The 23,819-nt window shown below is 41.7% G+C and carries 16 protein-coding genes; 5 read left to right on the top strand and 11 right to left on the bottom strand.

Annotated features, from left to right (window positions below; genetic code table 11):
* Window positions 1-23 precede the first annotated feature (23 nt).
* On the bottom strand, window positions 24-893 hold the full coding sequence (locus tag B5Y40_RS20640; protein WP_079688738.1) for a decaprenyl-phosphate phosphoribosyltransferase: 870 nt from the start codon (window positions 891-893) through the stop codon (window positions 24-26).
* Window positions 894-990: 97 nt separating this feature from the next.
* On the opposite strand from B5Y40_RS20640, the gene B5Y40_RS20645 reads away from it, so the two are divergent.
* Complete coding sequence (locus tag B5Y40_RS20645) at window positions 991-2,586, top strand: hypothetical protein (RefSeq protein ID WP_143785859.1); 1,596 nt, start codon at window positions 991-993, stop codon at window positions 2,584-2,586.
* On the opposite strand, the gene B5Y40_RS20650 is transcribed toward B5Y40_RS20645, so the two are convergent.
* Entirely contained in the window at window positions 2,528-3,532 is a 1,005-nt protein-coding gene (locus B5Y40_RS20650) for an endonuclease/exonuclease/phosphatase family protein (protein WP_079688740.1), read from the bottom strand. The genes B5Y40_RS20645 and B5Y40_RS20650 overlap by 59 nt on opposite strands.
* Window positions 3,533-3,691: 159 nt before the next feature.
* Between B5Y40_RS20650 and B5Y40_RS20655 the strand changes: the two genes are divergently transcribed.
* Together B5Y40_RS20655 and B5Y40_RS20660 are read left to right on the top strand one after the other, a co-directional pair.
* A complete protein-coding gene (locus B5Y40_RS20655; protein WP_079688741.1) occupies window positions 3,692-4,501 on the top strand; it encodes a 2OG-Fe(II) oxygenase in 810 nt (269 codons plus the stop codon).
* 334 nt (window positions 4,502-4,835) lie between these two features.
* Complete coding sequence (locus tag B5Y40_RS20660; RefSeq protein ID WP_159453761.1) at window positions 4,836-5,570, top strand: class I SAM-dependent methyltransferase; 735 nt, start codon at window positions 4,836-4,838, stop codon at window positions 5,568-5,570.
* 4 nt (window positions 5,571-5,574) lie between these two features.
* Here the strand turns inward: B5Y40_RS20660 and B5Y40_RS20665 are convergent, their stop codons facing one another.
* The 9 genes from B5Y40_RS20665 to B5Y40_RS20705 form a co-directional block, all read right to left on the bottom strand.
* Complete coding sequence (locus B5Y40_RS20665) at window positions 5,575-6,762, bottom strand: acyltransferase family protein (RefSeq protein WP_079688743.1); 1,188 nt, start codon at window positions 6,760-6,762, stop codon at window positions 5,575-5,577.
* A 23-nt stretch (window positions 6,763-6,785) separates the two neighbouring features.
* On the bottom strand, window positions 6,786-7,529 hold the full coding sequence (locus B5Y40_RS20670) for a TolC family protein (RefSeq protein WP_079688744.1): 744 nt from the start codon (window positions 7,527-7,529) through the stop codon (window positions 6,786-6,788).
* A gap of 6 nt (window positions 7,530-7,535) precedes the next feature.
* Complete coding sequence (locus B5Y40_RS20675) at window positions 7,536-9,053, bottom strand: O-antigen ligase family protein (protein WP_079688745.1); 1,518 nt, start codon at window positions 9,051-9,053, stop codon at window positions 7,536-7,538.
* A gap of 103 nt (window positions 9,054-9,156) precedes the next feature.
* Window positions 9,157-10,377 (bottom strand): glycosyltransferase, encoded by a 1,221-nt coding sequence (locus B5Y40_RS20680; RefSeq protein WP_079688746.1) that lies wholly within the window; start codon window positions 10,375-10,377, stop codon window positions 9,157-9,159.
* A complete protein-coding gene (locus B5Y40_RS20685; RefSeq protein ID WP_079688747.1) occupies window positions 10,374-11,714 on the bottom strand; it encodes a flippase in 1,341 nt (446 codons plus the stop codon). The genes B5Y40_RS20680 and B5Y40_RS20685 overlap by 4 nt, the downstream gene beginning before the upstream one ends.
* A gap of 16 nt (window positions 11,715-11,730) precedes the next feature.
* Window positions 11,731-13,947 (bottom strand): exopolysaccharide transport family protein, encoded by a 2,217-nt coding sequence (locus B5Y40_RS20690; protein WP_079688748.1) that lies wholly within the window; start codon window positions 13,945-13,947, stop codon window positions 11,731-11,733.
* A gap of 55 nt (window positions 13,948-14,002) precedes the next feature.
* Complete coding sequence (locus B5Y40_RS20695) at window positions 14,003-15,247, bottom strand: PD40 domain-containing protein (RefSeq protein WP_079688749.1); 1,245 nt, start codon at window positions 15,245-15,247, stop codon at window positions 14,003-14,005.
* Window positions 15,241-16,242, bottom strand: a complete 1,002-nt coding sequence (locus tag B5Y40_RS20700) for a PorP/SprF family type IX secretion system membrane protein (protein ID WP_079688750.1) — start codon at window positions 16,240-16,242, stop codon at window positions 15,241-15,243. The genes B5Y40_RS20695 and B5Y40_RS20700 overlap by 7 nt, the downstream gene beginning before the upstream one ends.
* 10 nt (window positions 16,243-16,252) lie before the next feature.
* Complete coding sequence (locus B5Y40_RS20705; RefSeq protein ID WP_159453762.1) at window positions 16,253-21,700, bottom strand: tandem-95 repeat protein; 5,448 nt, start codon at window positions 21,698-21,700, stop codon at window positions 16,253-16,255.
* A gap of 121 nt (window positions 21,701-21,821) precedes the next feature.
* Here B5Y40_RS20705 and B5Y40_RS20710 point away from each other — a divergent pair, with 121 nt between their 5' ends.
* Together B5Y40_RS20710 and B5Y40_RS20715 are read left to right on the top strand one after the other, a co-directional pair.
* The gene (locus tag B5Y40_RS20710; protein ID WP_317043565.1) at window positions 21,822-22,991 is read left to right on the top strand and encodes a glycosyltransferase family 2 protein; all 1,170 of its coding nucleotides are present in this window, start codon (window positions 21,822-21,824) and stop codon (window positions 22,989-22,991) included.
* Between the two features lie 112 nt (window positions 22,992-23,103).
* Window positions 23,104-23,811, top strand: a complete 708-nt coding sequence (locus B5Y40_RS20715) for a YebC/PmpR family DNA-binding transcriptional regulator (protein ID WP_079688753.1) — start codon at window positions 23,104-23,106, stop codon at window positions 23,809-23,811.
* Window positions 23,812-23,819 lie beyond the last annotated feature (8 nt).

Below are 23,819 nucleotides of genomic sequence, written 5' to 3' on the forward strand. Positions count from 1 at the left end.
AAGTATACAGCGAACACTTCCGATTATATATATATAATGATCAGGAATGTGATTACAAAGCCAACGATGGTGCATTGTATAAACCTGTCGGTAAGCAAAATTTTTGTAGGCGACCCGCTATCGTTGTTCACCAGGGTGATCTGCAAATACCGAAGTAAGCCCGCGAATACAAAAAGCGCTGTAATGTATAGGTAATCTCTGTTGATGCGATCAACTACTTCTTCCGAAATCGTGTACATGATATACGACACCATGATGACTCCGGAAATCAATGCAAGACACGTATTGATAAACTCAATGTTATACTGTCTCACGGACGCGCGCAAGGCTGTACCGGAAGTCTGTGCGAGGACAAGATCATCTCTTCGTTTTGCAAAGGCAAGGAAGATAGACAACAGGAACACCATGATGATAAGCCATTGTGATATAATAACACCAATCAATATACCACCTGCTACAGCGCGAATCAAAAACCCGGATGACACCAGGAAGATATCAACGAGTGATAAATTCTTAAGGCCAAGAGAGTAACCGATATTGATGACACCATATACCAATACCAGTATTGCAAACGTTGGATTAGCAGATAAGCTATAGGACCAACCCAATGAGACAATGAACAACAAGACCATAATTACCAACGCGAGTGTTGGTGATACTTTTCCGGATGCGAGTGGACGTTTCTTTTTTACAGGATGTACTTTATCTGCTTCAATATCCCGATAGTCATTCAGGATATAGATAGCAGATGCCATCAGGCAAAAACATAGAAAGCCTTGGCCGAGCAATAGGACAATGTCTTTTTCCAATAACCGCCCCGCGAAGAAAGCTGGTATGAAGACAAAAAGGTTTTTAATCCAATGATGGATTCTTAAGAGGTAGAAGAAGCGCATTACTATAGTAACATTTAGTAGTGTAAAATTATTACTAATACTCTCCCTTCCAAATGGTTAAAAGATTATCTTTGAATGGTTTTAATCTTAAAAAATTGTGCAAGACAAACATCCCCGGTCCGTTGATCTAGCGATCTGCGTTCCATTTCTAGTCATCCCCCTATTCATTAAACTTCCCTACAGAGTTAATATCTTTTTATCATGGGAAGGTGCTTACAGGCTTTCTATAGGACAAATTCCATTTGAAGATTTTGGATTGCCTATGGGAATATGTTACTGGCTCATTCCGGCTTTATTCTTTAAAGTATTCGGCCCTACATTTCTTTCATTGGTGAAAGCACAGGTTTTTATTAACCTGATCAGTATGCTTTCATTACGCGGCATTCTATATAACCTGAAATTAAAACCGTATGCTGTTACTTTAAGCATCCTGGTATTCTGCCTTACATATATAGTGTACAACTTCTGGCCGTGGTATAACCACTCCGTTGTAGTGTACGAATTGGTGGCGTTGTTCTTTTTGACGCAATCTTTCAATGCAGAGAGTACCAAATCGAAAATTGGCTGGATTGGGTTGGCCAGTTTATTCTCTGTTGTCACATTCTTTACAAAACAAGATGTAGGAGCTATTTGTATTCTGCTAAGTTTATTTCTGCTGGGCTACCGTGCCATCGTAGAGAAAGAAAGAATGCCCGTTGTCGTGTACTTTGTTGCTACACTAACGGTAGGCCTACTGGCCATTGTCCCATTTATTCCATTTGATTTTTCATATTGGTTCAATTACGGACAGGCACCGCACAGTTCACGCCTTGACATTGTCTTATTGTTAAATACATTCCTGGAAGGTTCAGTAGTTGAGAAGATTTACCTTGCTCTGATCACCATTTTACTTTTGTTCTCTTTCAAGTCCTTTAAACAATTCTTTCAGGATAAAGACCAATTTACACTGGTAGCAATTTGCGTGTGTCTCATTGCACAAGCTATCGTTACCAAGATGACAAGCCCACTCCCCACGGATCACATGACGTATTACCATGCCTTTGGGTTTGCATGTATTTTAAACTTCTTCCCTTGGCAGCGATGGACCTCTCAATTGAAACCTGCTGCTGCTATATTGTTTTTTGTTATGATCATTTACTCGGCGGGATACTGGAAATATGTAGCAGACATTTTTCATTTGCGTACTAAAAAACAAGCGACCGGTACGACACCTCTCGTTAAATCAAGTCCGTGGAAAACAACTGCCAACTATCAAACTTTAAAGCATGTGATGTTACCGGAAAGTACCATTGCCGGAATTGATAGCTTAGCAAAGCTTCCATTCATCCGCGATAAAAATCTGAAAGTATTGAACATGTCAGAGATCACATCGCTGGCAAAAGAATTCGGATATACTCCACTTACCAATCATCCCCTATGGTTCCATGTAAACATCGGCATGTTCCAGCGGGAAATTGATCAGATCAATGAACGTGTACGTCAGGGATATTATGATGTAGTGCTCTTTGAAGACATTCCCAGCCTTACGGAGTTTTACCCCTACAAAGTCAGAGATGAGCTTCAGAAACACTATACATTAAACAATACATTCCTTGCGCCTCGTAAACTGGAAGACTCCATCATCGAGGTATACATTAATCCGAAATTGGCAAAGCAATATTTGTCTCAATCGGATAGTGATCAGACAAAGTAACATCATGATAACTTTTGTAGTCCAGGAAGGAAATTCCTGGATCTGCAAAAACATGATCGATGCGAACCGGTGCACCTGCAAACCAATAGGAGAAGTCATATCCCAGGCCGGCATCTTCAAACGCATTGTGCAGGGGCTCTGAGATCGTGTGATATACATAACCATGGGGGGGCTCGTTAAAGTCCCCGCATAATATCACCTTATAACGTGAGCGGGCTATAAATTCACGAATCAGCTTTGCATGGTAACTTCTCGCAATTAGTCCATTCTTTATATTCTTCAGTTTTTTGAATCGTGATGTTTTATAGAAGTTATACGACTTCAAATGGACATTGATAATTTTTACGGTGTCCTTGTTAATTACAACATCGGCCCATATTAAACGATTATAGGAGTTAAAGGCGAACTCAATCTTTCCTGCATCTGCTATAGGAAATCGTGAAAGAATAAACAGCCCCAGGCTATCACCTTCCATAGTCTCTTTACCTGAAAAATAGCGATAGTATGTAGGAAGTATGCTGTTGAAGTTGGTGGGTACAGATTCCTGAAGGCATAGTATATCCGGTTTTACTTGCTTCAGCCAGGAAGAGAACGCTGTTAAATTCCATTGGTAGGCTGTGTCTCTGCTATAATACCCCAATGACTTCACGTTATAGGACATAATTTTTGCAGTCGCTGCAGCTTCTTTCTTACCGGAAATACCTCCCCATGAAATCATTCCCTTCACTACGATCAAAAAGAGCAATAGGACAGCTGCAGGTGCAAAGGCCCAACGGCTTCGCCTGACGAGGAAATATACCAGTATACAAAAGTTGCACAGCATCAAAACCGGAATTGCGAGGCTTACAAATCCTGCCGGATAGAATTCATCCGGTGGTATATATATAGACAATATCGCAGGTATAGAAAGTGCGGTGAACAATAAGAGGGATCTTCGTAACATCATTATGTGATAAAAGTTAAAGTATGTCCATAAAAGAAATTTCAAACGATTTCTGTAAATTCATTGGATTTTATTAATCCCCTAATTAAGCATGTTCCAGTTGAAATAAATGCGCCTTGAGCGTTTTTAAAATTACCTCTATACTAAAAAACCCCTGACCCTATGAAATTTATCAACATGACTGTCGATGAGCTACACCGGCTCGCTAAAAGGAAGAGTGAAGAGTATAAAACAGCTGACCCTTTCCCTAACATTTACTTCGACAACTTCTTCAACGATGAAAGACTATCGGAAATTCTAACTGAGTTTCCTGATATGAGTAAAAAACCTGATTTGAAATTTGAAGATACAAATCAAATCAAACTTGCCTCAAAAGGCGAATACCGTTTTGGTGAAGAGACTAAAGAGTTCATGCATTTTTTAAACTCCCAACCGTTTCTCGAATTTCTATCTACACTTACCGGAATTGACGCGTTAATTCCCGATCCTTACTTTGATGGTGGCGGATGTCATCAGATCATGCCCGGTGGACTATTAAAGATTCATGCAGACTTCAATAAAAACAAATTGACTAATTTGGACAGAAGGCTAAATGTACTGGTATATCTGAATAAGGACTGGCATGAGGAATGGGGCGGTTATTTTGAATTATGGGACACAGAGATGAAACATAGCATCAAGAAAATCCTCCCTGTATTTAATCGCATGGCCATCTTTACTACAACAGATTTCTCATTCCATGGTCATCCGGATGCACTCAAGTGTCCTCCTGAAAGAAGTCGTAAATCTTTGGCGTTGTATTATTATACCAATGGAAGGCCTGCAAGCGAAATAAACAGTGGACTCGAAAGCCATTCAACACTTTTCAAAGCGAGGCCGCATATCGATAAATCTAGAATTTCGGTAAAGGAAATCGTAAAGCAAATTACACCTCCTATACTCTATAACGCTGCCAAGAAAATCACCAAGTAAAAACCAACGATAGGCAACGGAAAATTTACATTGACTGTTTTTGTTATGTCAGCGCATAATCTTTCTATGTCTATTCCAATTATTTACTAAGTCTCTTCTCCGAACAGAGAAGTAACGCGTTGAGATTTTAAAGCTCCCCCCGCATGGTGTGTCCAATGCTCCTGGCAATGGAAAAGCCGTGATACCTATGTCAAATAAAGGTATAGATATACCTGATCTATACTCTCGTACTATCCTTATCAACATCCTAACTGTCGTAACCATGAATTATCACTATGGAAGGACCCAACACATTTGCAGTGAGCGAATGAAGCGGTCCCCTTTTATCTCAAAAATGATTTACAATATCTTCGGATATACCAATGTAGGCAACTACGCCCGCTCGCGTGTATTTATAAATCTTCTGGATACACTTCCGATAAACTCATTCAGGAATATTATCGACCTGGGAGCCGGCCTTGGCGAATTTACTTTTATGATGGCCGAAGCGTTGCCGGAAACTAAATTCACTGCGGTAGAAATCCTGCCCGAACGTGTTGAAAAATTAAAAGAAGTCGTGAATCACATTAACTTAAAGAATGTAGATATATTCTCTAATACGATCGATCAGCTTGAAGAAGATGACGCTGATTTCATTTTTGCGGTCGATGTATTCGAACATATCTCAGAAGATCAAATGCCTTTTCATGATTGCTACGAGAAATTAAAACCCGGTGGTTATCTACTCGTGAAAATTCCGAACCTGACGCAAAATACTATTTTACCCGACTCTTTATTCGAAGACCACCAGCATTGGTTGGATGATGCGCATATAGGGCAGGTATATGATCTGGCTGGCCTGGAGAATCGCTTTCGCGAAGAAGGCTTCGATATAGTATATAGTTCAGCTACGGATGGTATACTATCGCGTATCGGTTGGGAAGTTGGGTTCCTGAGTAAAAAAGGAGGCTCTGCAGTCCAGTTGATGTGTCTACCGTTCTGCAAAGCCTTTGTATTATTAGATCCCCTGTTATACTTCCCCAAAAAAACCGGGAATGCGATCCAGGTGATTGGCAGGAAAAGGGCTTAGTTCGCTAAGCCTCTTCCCTGCTGGTTACTGCAAACCGGGCTTGAATATTTTTCCGTAACCGCTGAGGCCAGTCTTTATACATGCATGGTTTTTCAACGAGCAGGTAAAAGATTATGCTTATTCCCAACAGGAAGGGTATAATGATTAAAAGCTGAAACAAATAATTGATGGTAAAGGAATGCGTTATTGTAATATTTTTTGTTGCCCGAATAAAGAATTCAATAAACGGCAAATGTATCAGGTATATACTATAGCACATCCCTCCGATCGCGGTTATCCAGGGTGTGGTAATGAACTTGTTAACCCAGGTAGCTTTGAATACAGAATAGAATAGTAAGAACAAGCAAATTAAAAATCCGATGCGATTAAGCAGCTCATGATTCCAGCTCCAGATTAATATCATAGACACAAAACTCAGTATCGCGATATAGTTATATACCGCATGCTTCCGTATGCCTTCCTTCCATTCATTCAGGTAAAAATCTGCGAAGATGAAGCCTAGTAAAAAGAAATGAAGATGACCGAGAATCGTGAGTTTCGTAAACTGGTGAAGGATGCGGAAATGTTGTTGCAAAAGCATTAGCACCAATATAAAACCGATCAGTAACGATCTGCGCAACAGGGCAGATTTGGGTTTGAATAAGAACAAAGCCAGGAACGGAGCGAGTATATAAAACTGCACTTCGATCTCCAGTGTCCAAACGGGTGGATTGATAAACGTCCATCCTTTATAAATGATGTTATGCAAGTAGAATATACTCGCAAAATAATGCGGTATAATGTCCTGAAAGGTATAGTATCCCATCACCACCACGGCCAGTGCGAAAATGGTCATAACAATAATATAGGGAGGCTCCAGCCGCGTGATTCTCCGCCAGAAGTAACTCTTCAGATCGACTTTCTTTGCGTTGTTTAAACTATGCGCTGCGAACGGAAGACCGAGTATAAAACCACTGATGGCAAAGAATATATATACTCCTATAAATCCTCTGTTGGTGACAAAATGCGTGAATTCATATTCGCTACCCGGAGTAAATGTGGTAGATGTATAGCGCTCAAAACGCTCACTCAAATGTTGAACGACAACCGGAAATATAGCCAGGAACCGCAGACCATCGATCTCCTTGATTACCTTACCACCCGATGTAACGCGTGTGAGCTTTTCAGGAAGCTTTTTTAAAAAACCAAACATGATATATCCCCCTCTGTTCTCTTTTACAAGTCTTGTTTTGCTTCCTCATCCAGCTTGGCCAGGAAAGCGCTATATCCTTCTACATCTTCCAGCTTTATACCGGTTAATGATTCCAGGTTGATTTTTTCCTGATTAAAACTGGACTGCGCCTGAATGAGATCTTCTGAGCGGCCATAGTATTCCTGCAGCGTAGCTCTTAACCGCTCGAGGTTTATTTCATTTGTCTGAAACTTCTTTTCGGCTTCTTTATACATCTGGTAAAACTCTTCCTTTACAAATTGTCTCAGCTTCAGAATTTTATAACTCTCTTTCATCTTCTCCAGGCTGGTGAGCACTTCATCGCGGATTAAAAGTTTTTGCTGGTTAACAAGATGATTTGCATTTACCATCTGGCCGTTTGCAATTTTGGTCTGGATGGGCGTCTGTACAAATGTTCCCAGGCTAAAACGCACACCGAAGTTATAGCGTGGATAAAATGTTGAGCGTTCGTTGCTGGAGGGTTCGATTGTAAATTCATTCAAGTTACCTACCGCGTAAATGTTATCGAGCCAGGCCCAGCGTGCGAGGTTCTTTTCATTCTTGGCGATCTCAACATTCTGTTGTACGATTTTATTAGAGGGGTGATTTTTCCAGGCAAGCTGCACCAAACGTTCATCAAACGTTACAGCAGTGATTCTCTCCGGAATTACAATTTTGTTGTAATCGACAGTCTGTGCAGTAACGATCAAAGGCGCAAGTGTAAAAAGCAAAGCGTTGAAAATTTTCATATGGGTTTATTCTTTGTATGTTTCTTCATCGAGTTCGCGAAGCCTGACAATCATCGCCATGATCGCGTAGAAAATCAAAACGGTTGGTACCTGTATTAATACTTGTTGTGGGTAATTCCCGATTACAATTGCGAACACTACGGCTACGAGCGCGGCCATATAGGCCTTCAGCTCAGGCGATCGCATTCGATAATAGTTTCGTATACCAACACTTAAAATTACCGTAAAGAAGATGCAATAGAGCAAGAGGCCTGCCCACCCTAACTCCACGGCTACACGCACGTAGCCGCTATCAGGTGCAAATTCAGCCAATGCCGAGCCGGGGTTGAATCGCTGCCCCCAGATACCAATACTTCCCAGGCCTGCACCGAAAGGATGTGACTGAATGAACGGCTTGATAAAAGCCTGACTCCTCTCCCGTACTTGAAACGAAGGATCTTCACTTGGTGAGAATGTAGAACGAATCCGTTCGAGACTATTGGTACTTAAGAACGGCCCCACACTACGTATACCGGAGAAAATTATAAAGGCACCTACTGCCAGTCCGAAGCCGGCAAAGGCCAGTGTTCTGGTTTGGAACGTGAGCAATGCATAGAAGATAAAACCTGCGGGTAACATGGCGTAGGCTGTACGTGTTCCGGCATATACCATGGCCAGTAGCATGACTACTGCACAAAATGACAGGAAGATCTTATATAGTATATTAAAAGGTCCTGTGAGCAGTGTTACGCATAGCAGTCCGGAGAAGGACATCAACACTCCAAACACCGTTGGATCATTGAGAAAGGAAAAAATCCGATAACGTCCCCAGTTAAAAATCAATTTATACCTGAATTCATCTGCTGCTATCCAGCTTTTCTCGAATGGCAGCATGCCATTAAATTCCTGGAACAGCCCATATAGTCCGCAGATCAGTGATAACACGATCCACATGTTGAGCAGCACTTTGAAGTATGCAACGCCATCTATAGCATATAGTATAATAAAATAAAAAATCATCAGGATGGCGATACCGCGAATAACGAAGATCCATGCTTGCGTAGAAGCGATTGGATTAAAGAATTCCAGAACGTTATAAATTATCCACGCCCACACAACATAACTGATAGGGTTTCTGGCAAGTGTATAATCGCCTGCCTGCCATTTACGGATCATCAATCCGATCAGCATCACTACCAAAAAAATATCCAGAACAATTCCCAGCGGTACACCGGATATAAAACGATTAAATCCTTGCAGGAAGAATGATATAATCAGTAAGACAATAATGCCGAACTTGAGGTTGATCATGGAGTATAGCACAGTCGGAATACCGATCGTCATGCCAATGATCAAGAAACCGAATGTAGGTCCGAACAGTGAAAACGAAAATCCTATACCAACGGAAAGAAACAAAAGCACTACATATATCAACGGTGAGTGCAATATACCTTTGGGGTTCCGTAAAAACGGAATCCCTGGTCCTTGCTTCTTCAGCGTTGGATCAGCTGTAAAATCTAATGTATAGTTCTTTTTTTCCTCCACCTTTCTTTAAAAAACAATGATTGAAAAGAATATACCATTCACCGCGATAGCCATTATAATAAGCAACCACTCCATAAGCTGATGATGTATCGGAATTTTTCTGTTATCCATATACCTTCTTGTTTTCAATTAACGGAGACACAATCTGCCAGAAATTCTCCACGCGTGATGACCATGTATTATGACTTGCCATTTGCATGCGCTGCTCACGTTTACCGATGGAGTCTGTATTTATTTCCTGTTCTACTCCTTTTACAAAACCATCGATTGTATTTTCAATCCGTATAGTGTTACCAAAATCTTCAAGGTCGGGTGAAAAGCCTGTTGTTACAATAGGTTTTCCGGCTGCCAGGTATTCATTTAATTTAAGAGGATATATACTGGCCGTCAAGTCATTTCTTAAAAAAGGAATGATTGCACAGTCCATATACTTGAGGTATGCCGGCAAATCATCAAATGATTTCTTTCCGGTGGAGATGACATTAGGCAGCCTTTCCAGCTTATCCTTATCCGCCACATGCTCGGGTCCTACCATGAGTATAATCTTGTCAGCATGGGTACGCGATAACGTGTTCAATAATTCGTAATCGATACGAAAATCGACATGTCCAATATAGCCAATTATTTTCTTAGACTCCAGCCCTTTCAGTTCAGTGGGTCTTAAAAGGGGTTCATAAACCGCTTTTTGGAAATGAGTGAAATCTGCCGCATTTGGCAAACAATGCACATTTTGCGTATAGCGCAGCGCCATTTCACAAAGCTTCTTTGAAGTGGTGATGGTTACATCATAATCACGCATGGCCCCGGCCTCCAGAATCTTTCCATGCTTGCCTATATACTTTGATTCGGCTATATTATCAACACAATGATATACTGTTAACGCGGGGTTAAATTCAGTAACATCCTGCAGGTAAAACGGATTAAATGAATTGATGAATATAAACCGGGAAATATTGTATCGTTTGATGATGGAACGAAGCGCCTGATTCACGACATGGTTATTTACCCGTGAGAGCGAATTGTAAAGTTTTCCGTACGGTATAAAGTTGATTGGAATAACTGCTTTCGTGCGTACGTTAATCAGGTTCGGATTGTCAGGATATATTTGCTTTCCTATACTCTGCCCTGTAAACAACGGTGTTAATCGCGATTGAATCTGGGCCTTGTCCAGATTTGAAAAAACATCCTTCATGGTAAAAGGATTGTCGATATAGAATACACGGTTATTTTTTGACAACTCCTTGGCCAACGAAAAAGCCGTTGATGCATACGGTCCATCCCAACGCGCCAAAGCAAGCATGACTATATCTACTCCTTTGTTCATCCTTGTAGTTTCGTTTTTAGTTTCTTCTGAAGAAAATCAAATCCCACTCCGTAATAAAAGAACATGTAGTGAAATACCTGTCGAAGTTCAATTTTAAAAATCCGGGTAAGCATAATGTTACCTGCTATAAAGATCACTACGTTCGAGAGCAGTGTTCCAAATGCAGCCCCAATCATTCCATATTGCTGAATGAAAAAGTAATTACTCGCTATGTTGAAGAATACACTCGAAAAGTTGAGTATAAAGTTTAAGTTGGGTCGCCCGGAAGAATCCATCACTGTACCAAACTGCCGACTGAAAGGCGTAAAGATTCCATATAGTATAGTGACTCTTAATATTGCTGCAGCTTCGTGATACTCAGGCCCGGCAATGATAAAGATTATATAGTCCGCGAGAATAACAGTACCAATTACAACAGGCAGTGTCAGCGCAAGCGTGAGCCCAACAGACTTCTCATACAGAACTTTTGCTGCATGGTCTCCTTCCGAACTTGTTCGAAAGGCGCTTTGCGGATATACCACTTCTGCTACCGCTGTGCTGGGATATTCGATAAGATTGGACACCCGTATAGCAGAGTTATACAGTGCCACTATATTTGTGTTCAGGAAATACCCAACCGAGAATTGATCGACTGTCTTAAACAACAGTGAACTGATGTTGGTGCCCATCACATACTTGCCAAAACCGAGTACTCTTTTAATAATGTTAATGTCCCAGGCGTACGTTACCTGAATAAATTTTCGTGCTGAGAAGTAAGCACAGATCAGTCCTAAAAATGTACATGCAGATTGCACCAGCACAAGATCCACCAGAGTGATTTTAATCTTGAGCAAACAGATGATCAACACGGAAATAAAAAAGCTTCCCTGACGAAATACTGTACTCCAGAATATACCGCTAAAGCTAAATTTGGATTGCTGTATATAGTTGAACTGTGAGAATGGAACCAGAAGGAGTATCGTTATACCATAGTATACGAACATATCACCGATGTCGGGTATATGAAACATTCTGCTGAGCACTCCGGAAAAACTTGCCAGTAAAGTATAGATCAGGCCGGAGTATAGAATGTTAATGATAAACGATGATAGTACAATCTTGCCGACATCATCGGGGTGACTGTTGTGAATGAGCTTGATCACTGCGTTCTGGATCAGCCCATTCCTGGACATCTCTATAATGGTAGTGATACTTATGAAAAGCGCCCATGCCCCGAATTCTGCTTTTGTAAAATAGCGGATTAGAAAATAGAAGCTTCCAAAACCAAAGATCAGTACAGCCAACCTGTATCCCATGGAGTAAAAACCTGATCTAAGCCAATACGAGTTTTTGCCCATAGTTTACCAGCCGATGCTAAACTGAAAGATCTTTAAGTTGTACTTTATTAAGAATAGCGCCAAGCATTTTTTCTTTCATGGATTTGAGATAATTAATAGACTCTTTATCCAAGTGATTAAGGTTTGTGTTGGCATCAAATACTGCGATTACTTTATCGACATAGTCGATCAACTCTTTTGAATCTGAATACTCGTTGATCGATGGACCTTCCAGAAATATATAGTCGTACTGCAATGACAGGTTTGTAATCATCTCTTTGAAGTCACGTCCTGCCAATATCTCTGAAGGTGAATCCGTCCCTCCTATATTTCCAATAATGTCAACCCCTTTGAATTCTGTTTTATAGATGATGTTGTGATTATCTTCCAATGCAGGTTCCTCTTCTTCTACATCCTTTCCATTCAACAATAAGGTCTTGTTGTCATCTACTGCACCGCGTTTCAAAAGCCGACTGCTATCAGTAACCGGCAAGAGTAATTTAGTAAGTGAATTGCGCTTAAAGTTTGTATCGATGATCAATACCCGCTTGTTTACAAGACTCAAAGTATAGGAGAGACAAATGATGATAAAGGATTTCCCGACATGCGATTGTGTACTGGAAACCATGAATACTTTACCTTCTGATTTTTGTACTTCATAACGCAGCTTCCGCAGAAAGTGAACAAATGTAGTGGACTCTTTATCGGTTGCTTTCGCAGCAAATGTTTTACGCAAATCAAATCCTTTGATCTTTATTTGATTCAATGATCCGATGGCACTTAACCCTGTGAGACGTTCTAACCGATCTGGAATGCGAATACTCATATCGGCAAATTCAATGAGCAAGAGTACAACAACACAAATCACGAAGCTTCCTATACCAGCCAGCGCGATGATGAGTATACCTTTTGAAGGCTCCGGCTCAAGGCTCGGTTGAGCTTCCAGTATTTGGCGTATAGAACTTCCCACCACCAAGGCTTTGTTCTTGGATGAGTTGAATTTATCCTGTGCATCCAGATACTCCTGTGAAGCGACCTGTACATCACGTTGTAATTCGGATATCTTTGCTTCTTTCGTAGCAAAGCCTGATACATCATACTTTAATCTACGAAGTGCCAGATCTGCGGAAGCGAAATTAGACTCTGCTATCTGCAGTTGAAGTTTGATGTTATCGCGCTCTTTTTTCAAATCTGCAGACTCATCTTTTTCTTTTGATTCATTTAAGAAATCAAGGCGGCTGATTTCCAGCTGCAATTCATCCCGAAGCTTTCCAAGAGATTCTTTTTCCTGTGTAGTGCCTGAGTTCGTGATCTCGTTTATTCTTCTTCTTAAATCGATGATGTGCTGATTGACTTGTATAACTTCTTGCTTGTTAAGCGTTGTACTGCCCTGCATTCTTTCTTCGATCTGCGCCAGCGCGAGGCGATATCCGTTGATGTTTTTCTCTTCACGCTCTTTGTTCATTTCGGCTTCGGTGATCTGCGCTATTTTGCCTTCGCTCTCCGCGCCATAATTAAACACATTGTTGTTTACCTTATAGTCGTTCAGCAACGCTTCCTTTTCATCGAGTATACGTTTTTTATCACGCACAAGAGTTTCTAAAAAGTCAATGGACTCTGATGAACGATCGCCCTTCAAAATTTTATTATAGCGGATGAACTCCTTGCAAAGTGTATTCACCGCCAACGCTGAAAGAAATGGATTCTCGGAGCTGAAGTCTACCGAAATAAAATCGGATGTAGTGAGTCGTTTGATACTGAATTGCTCAGACAGCGCTTCATAATCGTAACCATACGCTTTCAATAATTCAAAAAGCTGGTAATCAAACTGATCAGATGTATTCAACGGTTTAATCTCCGATATACGTGTCTTGAAACCCTCTTTCGCTTTCGCTAAAAAAGTTTGGGTAAGCGGGAAATCAAGGTCTTCTTTGTTTTCAATTTTACGAAAAGGTGTGTCACTTTCAAGATCATGAAGAATCAACTGATACGATACAAGGCTTAGTACAGGTAATGAGTGCATGGACTCGATTACGTTTGTAAAGCGAGTGTTGATCTCGAAAGAGTTAGAAGATTGGTCATTGAGTCTAACAGCATCATCAGCCGTAAAACCCGTAGCCAGATGTGCATACGAATTATAAACCTTATCCATCTGCAACACCAAAAAAACAGCGCAAGCAACTGCTATTAACGGGAAGATGATTAACACCCAAAGTCTGCGCTGAAGAGTTTTTAAAATAAGATAGAAATCCATCTGTACATGATTAGATCAAAAATACTAAAATTAATACGGTTAATTCCATATTGGGTTATTTGTAAAAAAGAATATCCACTTGCTCTTCGTCCGAAATCGATGTAGCGTTCTTTAACTCAACACCAAACGTAATTCTTGATCCGGTTATCCCTCCTCTTTTCAATTGATTGAGAATTGTAAACAATCTTTTTTGGTAAACATCCAGTGATGCCGATTCAGCGGGTTTATGGGCAACTAAATGAATTTTAATTGTGCTTGACGGTGCAAACGCTGTTGACAGTTTCATCAGCTGTTGCATTTGTTTTTCTGAAAGTGAGGACGATGACGGGGCAAATTTATATACCGTAACGACTTTGCCTGCTTGTGCTTCTACTTGTGCATCGGTGAGGTATTCGCGTGAATCCGTTTTTATTTCTACAGCAGGCTTCACCGTTTTTGCAGTATAGATCTCGGATGAACCTCCGGCCCGATTGCTTGCAAAAAATGCTACGCTATCGCCATACACTGAAAAGTACGCGTCAAAATTTTTAGTATTAAGTTTCTCCATGTTTTTCGGAACCGACCATGCTTCCCATGAATCATATAGTCGCTCCGAATAAAAGATGTCCGCGTCACCAGCGCCACCATGACCACTGCTTGAAAAGTATAGTCGTTTCTTATCTTGCGATAGATAAGGCGCGATCTCGAAACCTGATGTATTTATAGTCGGGCCGAGATTCTTAGGCTTTGACCAACCTCCTGACGGATTCTTTACGCTCACATATAAATCTTCTTCTCCTTCGCTGTCCTCGCCCATCATCGAGATAAAGATTACCTCCAGATCAGGAGAAACAAATACTCCGAGAAATTGCTGTGAATCAAATCCTTCGATGGGAATTAATTCAGGGTCGCCCCATGAATCACTGATTTTTCTACAGGTATAAATCCCCTTTGTCTTTCGTGTTGGAGCCGTACGAAGTAAATATAGTATATCTCCTTTGGCGCTGGTACCAATCACAATGTCGGTCATGCCTGTATTTACACCAGATCTGTTATTATCAGCTTTCCCCCAGTCTTTTGATGTTACATCGTATCGGCTCATCCATACATCCGTACCAGCATATTGCCCGCCCGTGTTAAGAGGCGACAGGGAACGGGCAAAATATAGTGTATATCCATCGCTCGAGAGCAGGGGCATAAGCTCTTCTGCTTCCGTATTTATACTGGAAGAAAGTTTTCGCGCTTCACCAAACTCAACATTTTGAGCAGTGCCTGCTATAGATGATAAAATTGTAGCGAAAAAAAAGAAATACTTTACCATGTGTATGACCGCTGACCTTTAAAGTTGTTTAACCGTAACGAAAGCACGAGATCATGACTTCCATCATTAAACTTACTGAAGCCCCCCATGGCCATTTCGTATGAATAGCCAACGGTTAATGTTTTTGTAAAATCGAATCCTGCCAATACAACAGCAGCTTTAATATCCCGGTAAGTCAATCCAAACCATACTTTGTTTTTCAAATATCCCTTTATACTATAATCGAGTAAAACACGATGATCGGTTTGTACTATCGCCAACACACTTGGCTTTAACGTAAGATCTGAATTTAACGGAAGTATAAATCCCGTTTGAATGGCTCCCTGGTAAAATGGATCTGAGAAATCTACATCGGAATTCGTTACTACCTTTGTATATATAGGGAAGTATGATAAACCGAGATAAAAATTCTTACTATACAATAACATACCTCCACGTATACTGAACTCAGAGTGCTTTGAGCTTCCCTGCATCAAGTGATCATAAAAGGGATCCTGATCAGGATTCTCGCCAAGGTATATTCCATTTACATCCAACGATGTATTCTCTAAAAATGCTGTAACGCCTGCCGATAGTCTGAATGTTTTCGATATCGGATAGTGAAAGGCGTAAGACACTCCCCCACCCAATCGCTCGATCAATCCGACTTTCTCATTAAACACATTGATGCCCAATCCGTGAATAATTCTTTTCCCTGCCGGTACAGTGCTTAACAGTCCTTTTCCCTTCGAAGGTCGTAATGAATTTGTAACTACATCCGCCGGCTGCTTTAAACGCACATTGGCCACAACATTAATAAACTTGGGTGCGTTGGTTCCATACCCTGCCATCTGGTAGCGATAGCCGAGCCGTATATCTGTAAATTCATCAACACCGGCAAAGGCAGCGTTATAGGCCGTGGCAAATTGAAACGCCTGACCACTATTGGGTATATATTGACACAAAACTTGTGCTACTGGCAGAAAAATAAAAATAATGGTAAAAAATCTGCTCATATATTCAATCCTATCGTAAAATCGTTACTATGCCTTTATATGTGATTTTGTTATACTTCAGATCAATGGTATAATAGTATGTGTCTGGCGGCAGTACTTCACCGTTATATATACCATCCCAGGAACGGCCAAACCCTGCTGTTTTATAAAGGAGCGTGCCACGTTTATTGTAGATCTTGATTTCAGCATCATCATATTGTTCCAGTCCTTTGGAAGCAGATATTTTCCATACGTCATTGGCGTTATCACCGTTGGGTGTAAATGCATTTGGAATGTCGATGCCCTCGAAGGTATAAATGAGCTGAATATACCGGAAGCGGTCATCGATACTGCTCAGGTTAACACCATCGCTCAATGCAATAGAAACCCGTTTCGTAATAAGGTTAATGTCGGTGAGATCTATATAGTTATATTGAATTGTGCGAATAGCCTGTACATACTCTTGCACGGTTGCCGTTCCTGATAAGAGTAATTCTCCTGTAGTTTCGTTGTAGGTACCCGTGATATTTGTTGTTGGGGTGAAGATCAGCAGGTCGTGTTCGGGCTCGAAATTATCAGGGCGAAACCGGATCTCTGCACTGGTTAAGAATTCAGAATCTACATCTTTCGCGTCAAACAGCGCGGTCAGTATACGCGGGTCTTCACTTCCAAGTTCGTACTGCAAAGAATCTGTTTCGAGGAATGTAATTACCGGAGCATCGTCTACCGGAGCTATCGTGTAGCTTATATATGCGCTGGCATTGCTATAGCTAAAGCCATCGCTTGCTTTCCAGTAAATTGTATCGTTGCCTACATAATCTGTGGCAGGACGATATATAACATTTCCAATGGATGAAAAAGGGATCTTGGAGTCTACTGTGAGCATGGTGCTGTTTAATGACAAGTTACCGTGTCGTGGAAGTGCCGTAAACTGAATTTCAGTCAGCGGGTTTCCATCCGGATCGGCATATGCACCTGAAAAATTCTGTGCCAGGAATGCCGTTGCTATATCTTCGTTGATGCTTAAGGCAAACGAACTCACCACAGGCCGGTGATTAACCGTTAAGGTATACTGTTGCTCATCCAATACATTTGCGCCATCCTTGATTTGTAACTTCACTACACTGGTGGCAGGTGCGCCTGCCGGAGGTGTTCCACTCAGCTTTGCCTTATTTTTACCGGTGGATGTCAAGGTGGCCCATGCAGGTTTTTGAGTCGCTACAATGGTAAGATTATCAACAACATCGGTAATGGTAATGTCATACTGATATGCTTCTGCTTCGACTGCAACCAGCACAGGATCGGATGTAAATTTAACCTCAACTATATCTATAGTAAAAGTCCGTGAAAATTCTTTAAAGCCGGGATCGATCAATTTTACAACTATATCTGTGGAGCCTGACTGATTCGCTGCCGGCTGATATTTTAAAGTAGCCGTTGCAGCGGTACCATTGTAGGTAACAACCGGGTTAGGAATCAGTGTTGTATTTCCGGAAGTAGCCGTTAATAATAATTGCTCACTCTCACCAGGGCCTGGAGATATACCGGTAATGGTAATGGTTTTCTGTGCACCGTTACGAAGCACGCGTTGTGGATTCGGAAGTATATCATCAAATACAGGCGGATCATTTACGGCTTGCACCGTTACTGTGATTGTTGCTGTATTGGAGGTTGCTCCGGTATTATCATTCACGCGGTAATTTACCGTGGCCGATCCAAAGAAATTTGCAGTCGGTGTAAAGGTAACTTCACCTGTAGCGTTGACAGCAAAAGTTCCTCCTGTTACGGTGTTGCTGTTTTGAATGCCGGCTGTAGTTGTATTCAAATCAACCGTAGCATCATCGATTGTACCATCAACATCTGTATCATTGGTGGTAACATCAAATTTAACGGCAGTGTCTTCGGTGGTGGTAGCTACATCGTTGACAGCAACAGCAGCATCATTGGCTGCGGTTACAGTAATGGTGATCGTAGCGCTGTTTGATGTTAGCCCACCACTATCATTCACGGTATAGGATGTTGTAGCGGTACCTGTAAAATTCGCGACTGGTGTATATACTACGATACCCGGTGATGCCGTGCTTGCGGTAAACGTACCTGCAGAAGTGGTAATCGTATTTTGTATACCTGCGGATGAAGGATTCAAATCAATGGTCGCTCCATTCACAGACCCTTCAGGATCAGTATCGTTGAGCGTTACATTTATACTCAGCGCGTTGTCTTCCGTAGTTGTTCCTGCATCATTGGCAGCTACTGGCGGATCATTCACCGCGTTGACTGCTACAGAAATCAAAGCAGAGTTTGATGTAGCCCCACCGTTGTCATTAACACGATACGGAAGTGTAGCGGTGCCACTAAAGTTAACGACTGATGTAAAGGTTACTATACCGGAAGCGTTAACCGACCAGGCTCCGGCTGCTGTTGATTTGGTAACTTGAATGCCTGCAGCCGAAGGATCAAGGTCGACAGTAGCAGCATTAACGGTGCCATCCACATCGGTATCATTGTTCGTGACGTCTATGACTATAGCAACACCATCTCCACCATTGGCAGCATCAGCAATGGCAACCGGTGCATCATTCACGCTGTTGATCGTAATGGTAACAGTCGCCTCATTTGAAGTAGCACCGACATTATCGTTCACGGTATAGTTAAAGGTTACGGTACCATTACTATTATCCGTTGGATCAAACGTTAATATACCGGATCCATTTACAGAGAAAACTCCTTGTGTGTTTGTGATTGAATTTTGAATTCCGGCAGCAGCTGTGTTAAGGTCAACGGTTGCAGCATTAATGCTTCCATCCGGGTCAGTGTCGTTGGTAACAAGATTTAAAGTAGCAATAGCATCTTCGTTGATGGTGATAGCATCATTGGCGGCAACAGGCAAACTGTTAATGGAATTCACAAGGATACTAAGTGTGGCTGCATTGGAAGTTGCCCCCGTATTATCGCGCACCGTATAATTTACGGATGCAGTTCCGTTATAGTTAACGCTTGGCACATACGTTACTTCTCCAACGGTGTTAACCGTAAATTTTCCAGACGCATTGGTAATGGTATTATCGATTGCCGGTGAAGCTGTATTGAGATCTACTGTAGCAGGATTCACGGTCCCATCAACATCAAGGTCGTTGGCAACAACGTTCACCACAATCGTTTCATTTTCATCGGCATTCGAGAGGTCGTTGTTGGCAATGGGTACATCGTTCACCGCATTAATAGTAATGGTAATGGTAGCGATGTTTGAAGTGGCTCCAGCATTATCATTCACCGTATAGCTTGCGGTAACCGTTCCATAAAAATTTATCAGCGGTGTATAGCCGATCACACCGGAAGCATTCACCGTGATTGTTCCTCCATTTACAGGAAACGATGTTTGTATACCTGCTGTCCCTGGATCAAGATCTACCGTACCGGCAGCAACAGATCCTTCGGCATCGGTGTCATTGGAAACTATATTTAGTGTCGCTGACGCATCTTCATTGATGGTGACCGCGTCATTCACAGCAACCGGTATATCATTTTGTGCATTGACTGTAACAGAGATCGTAGCAGCATTCGAAGTTGCTCCTCCATTATCATTTACCTTATACAAAAGTGTAGCCGTACCGTTATAATTCGCCACCGGTGTAAATGAAACTATACCGGAAGAATTTACACTCCAGGAACCTACATTCGGTGTAGTCGCTGTGCCTTGAATACCCGCTACAGTTGTGTTGAGGTCTACGGTGTTCGCGGCAATAGTCCCATCGATGTCCGTATCATTCTCAACCACATTCAAGTTAATAACAGCGTCTTCATTTCCGGAAGCAGCATCGTTTACAGCCACCGGAGGATCATTAACGGGGTTCACCGTAATGCTTACGGTTCCTGCATTGGAAGTAAGTCCATCATTATCATTCACAGTATATTGAAGAGTTGCTACACCATTAAAATTGGTCGCGGGCGTAAAGCTCAATATACCCGATGTACTCACTGTATAATTACCAGCAGCATCACTATAAGTTCCTTGTATACCCGAAGTAGTCAAATTCAAATCGACTGTATTGGCAGCGATGGTCCCATCACCATCCGTGTCGTTGGTAATTATATTTATAGTAACCAATGTCTCTTCGTTTGTTGAGGTTGCATCATTAGTAGCAACAGGAGCATCATTGACATCAGTAACGCTTACAGAGATCGTGGCTTGATTGGATGTTGCCCCACCATTGTCGTTTACAGTATACGTTAGTGTAGCAGAGCCTATAAAGTTCAGCACGGGCGTAAATGTAACATCACCGGTAGTGTTGACACTCCATGAACCGACATTGGCTGTTATGAATGTATTTTGAATACCAACTGTGCCTGTATTGAGATCTACCGAATTCGCAGCAATGGTTCCATCAACGTCTGTATCATTCCCAGTAACATTGAAAGTTACTGCGGCCTCTTCATTCGTAGAAGCGTTGTCTCCATTAGCAACTGGTACATCATTTATAGCAGTAACCGTTATTAAAATGTTAGCAGTATTGGAAGTAGCTCCGGCATTGTCCTGCACCGTATAGCTGAGAGAAGCCGGACCATTAAACTCAGCCTTTGGAGTAAACGTAACGAGTCCTCCACTCACTGTCCAACTACCGGCATTGTTTGTGAATGAACTCTCAATGGAAGAACTGGTAACATCGAGATCGACTGTAGTGGCATTTATAGTACCGTCCGGGTCACTGTCATTTGCAACAACATTAACAATGAATGATTGTTCTTCCGGAGTGGTAAGATTAGTATCATCATTTCCTGCTATAGGAGGATCGTTAACAGCAGTAACTGCAATTTGGATTAAAGCTTGATTGGACACCGCATTGTTTTCGTCACTCACTGTATAGTTTAGGGTAGCCGTACCGTTATAATTAGCCAAGGGGGTTAACGTAACAACCCCAGCACTTACACTCCAGTTACCTGCTCCAGTGGTATTGGTAGTCTGGATTCCCGGATCAGTAGGATTTAAATCAACCGATGATGGAGATACTGTACCATCAACATCCGTATCATTGTTAATTACATTGATTGCTATAGGTGTATCTTCCGGAGTAACACCATCAACATCATCATTGGCTATCGGTGCATCGTTGATTGAATTCACAAGCACGGTGATGAGTGTTGGAAGGGATGATACCCCTAAAGTATTCTGAACAGTATAGGTATTTGTAACTGTACCGTTAAAGTTGGGATGAGGAGTGAATGTAACAACCCCCGAAGCGTTCGCAGTGAACAGCCCCTGATTGGTGATCGTGATAGAAGATTGTACTCCGCTTTGGGATGCATCAAGATCCAGTGTAAGAGGATCAAGCCCGGTAAGATCGATATCGTTTGACAGCACCGTGATGGTGATGGGCGCACCATCTTCATCCATGGCAACAATGTCTGGTAAAGTAACGGGTACCTGCGCATAGGCAAGACCAGCCTTAACCAATAAAGTACAAAGTAATATTTGGCGCAAAAAACGCATATTCCAACTATAGACCTGCAAAAATAATTAAATTAATAATAACTCTATCCTCTCAGAATTTTAAATGTAACTCGTAGTTTCGTGGTTTAATTGGTCAGAAACAATGGTTAGCATGACTTTAGTAATCTTTTGGCTCGGTATACTGATAGTCGGGTATACTTATGTAGGGTATGGCATGATAATTTATATTTTCTCGAAGTTTACGAGAAGAACAAACGTTGTAGCATCATTGCCAGATGAACAATTGCCTATGGTAACCCTCCTGGTTGCAGCCTATAATGAGGCTGATATTATCCGCGGAAAAATCGAAAATACCCTCTCTCTTGACTATCCAAAAGATAAGCTTGAATTGTTTTTTGTTACCGATGGATCAACGGATCAGACGCCAGATATAATAAAAGAATATTCCAATATTCAACTATTTCACTCCTTCGAACGGAAAGGTAAAATACATGCCGTGAACCGGGTGATGAAACAAGTTAAAACACCTATAGTTATATTCTGTGATGCCAACACAGATCTCAATGATCTGGCCATCAAAAATATAGTGAGACATTACCAGGATAAAACGATTGGTGGTGTAGCCGGTGAAAAAAGAATTTTAAGCAAGGATAAAGACAATGCATCTGGATCGGGTGAAGGACTTTATTGGAAGTATGAGTCTTTTCTAAAGAAAAAGGATGCCGAAGTATATTCCATCGTAGGTGCTGCAGGCGAATTATTTTCACTGCGAACTGAATTGTTTGAAGAACCTACTGAAAATATGATCATCGAAGATTTTTATTTGTCGATGCGCGTGACTGCCAAAGGTTTTAGATTTGCTTACGAGCCGGATGCATTTGCCATCGAAACTGCGTCTGCTTCTGTAAAAGAAGAATGGAAAAGAAAAGTACGGATCTCAGCAGGAGGTTTTCAGGCCATGGCCAAACTGTCCTATCTGCTCAATCCGTTTCGCTATGGTATATTAAGCTTCCAGTATATATCACACCGGGTTTTACGCTGGACACTCGCTCCTCTTTTTCTGCCGCTTATTTTTCTGAGCAATGTATGGCTTGCGTTTCAGGGAATGCCTTTCTATCAATTAACCATGGCGCTGCAGATTTTCTTTTATGGTCTCGCTTTCGCCGGATACCTGTTGCGCGACAAGAACATTTCTATTAAAGGATTCTTTGTTCCTTACTATTTCGCAGTTATGAATTTGTCGGTCTACTTTGGACTGAGTCGCTATCTGCGTGGCAAGCAATCTGTGGTATGGGAAAAGGCCAAGCGTGCTACAGCGTAATGCTGAAAGCATATTAATCAAATATATTTTCATTTCATTGCTTTATAACAGGCTTGCAGGACTTGACTAATTCCTGATCTGGTATAATTTTGCCATCCTTAATTGTACAACCATGGGGCGTATATTCGAAAAACGAAAGCACAAGATGTTTGCACGCTTTGACCGTATGGCCAAAGCATTTACCAGGATAGGAAAAGATATAGCGATTGCTGTAAAGCAGGCAGGTCCCCTCCCTGAAAACAATCCGAAGCTGCGTCTGGCCATGCAAAACGCCAAAGGCCTTAACATGCCGAAGGATAAAGTAGAAGCTGCGATCAAACGTGCTTCTTCCAAAGAAGAAAAAGATTTTCAAGAAGTTACCTACGAGGGATATGCACCGCACGGTGTTCCGCTGATGGTAGAATGTGCTACCGATAACCCTACCCGTACCGTTGCCAATGTGCGACTTCACTTCTCCAAGAATGGAGGCGCTATGGGAAATTCAGGTTCAGTTGCTTTCCTCTTTGAACGTAAAGGAGTTTTCAAATTTGATCCGACAAAGCTTAATCTCGATGAGCTTGAGTTGGACCTGATCGATGCTGGAGCCGAAGATATAGAGCGCAACGATGAAGAACTGGTGATATATACCAAGTTCACGGAGTTCGGCCACATGTTGAAGTTCCTTGAATCAAAAGGATTGGAAGCAAAGAGTTCTGAACTGCATTACATCCCCACTACAACCAAAGAGTTGAGTGAGGAGCAGCAGGATGAAGTATTGAAACTGGTAGAGACACTTGAAAGTGATGATGACGTACAAGCCGTCTATCATAACCTTGCCTAGTCTTTTTC

The organism is Ohtaekwangia koreensis, assembly GCF_900167975.1.
Classification (GTDB): domain Bacteria; phylum Bacteroidota; class Bacteroidia; order Cytophagales; family Cyclobacteriaceae; genus Ohtaekwangia; species Ohtaekwangia koreensis.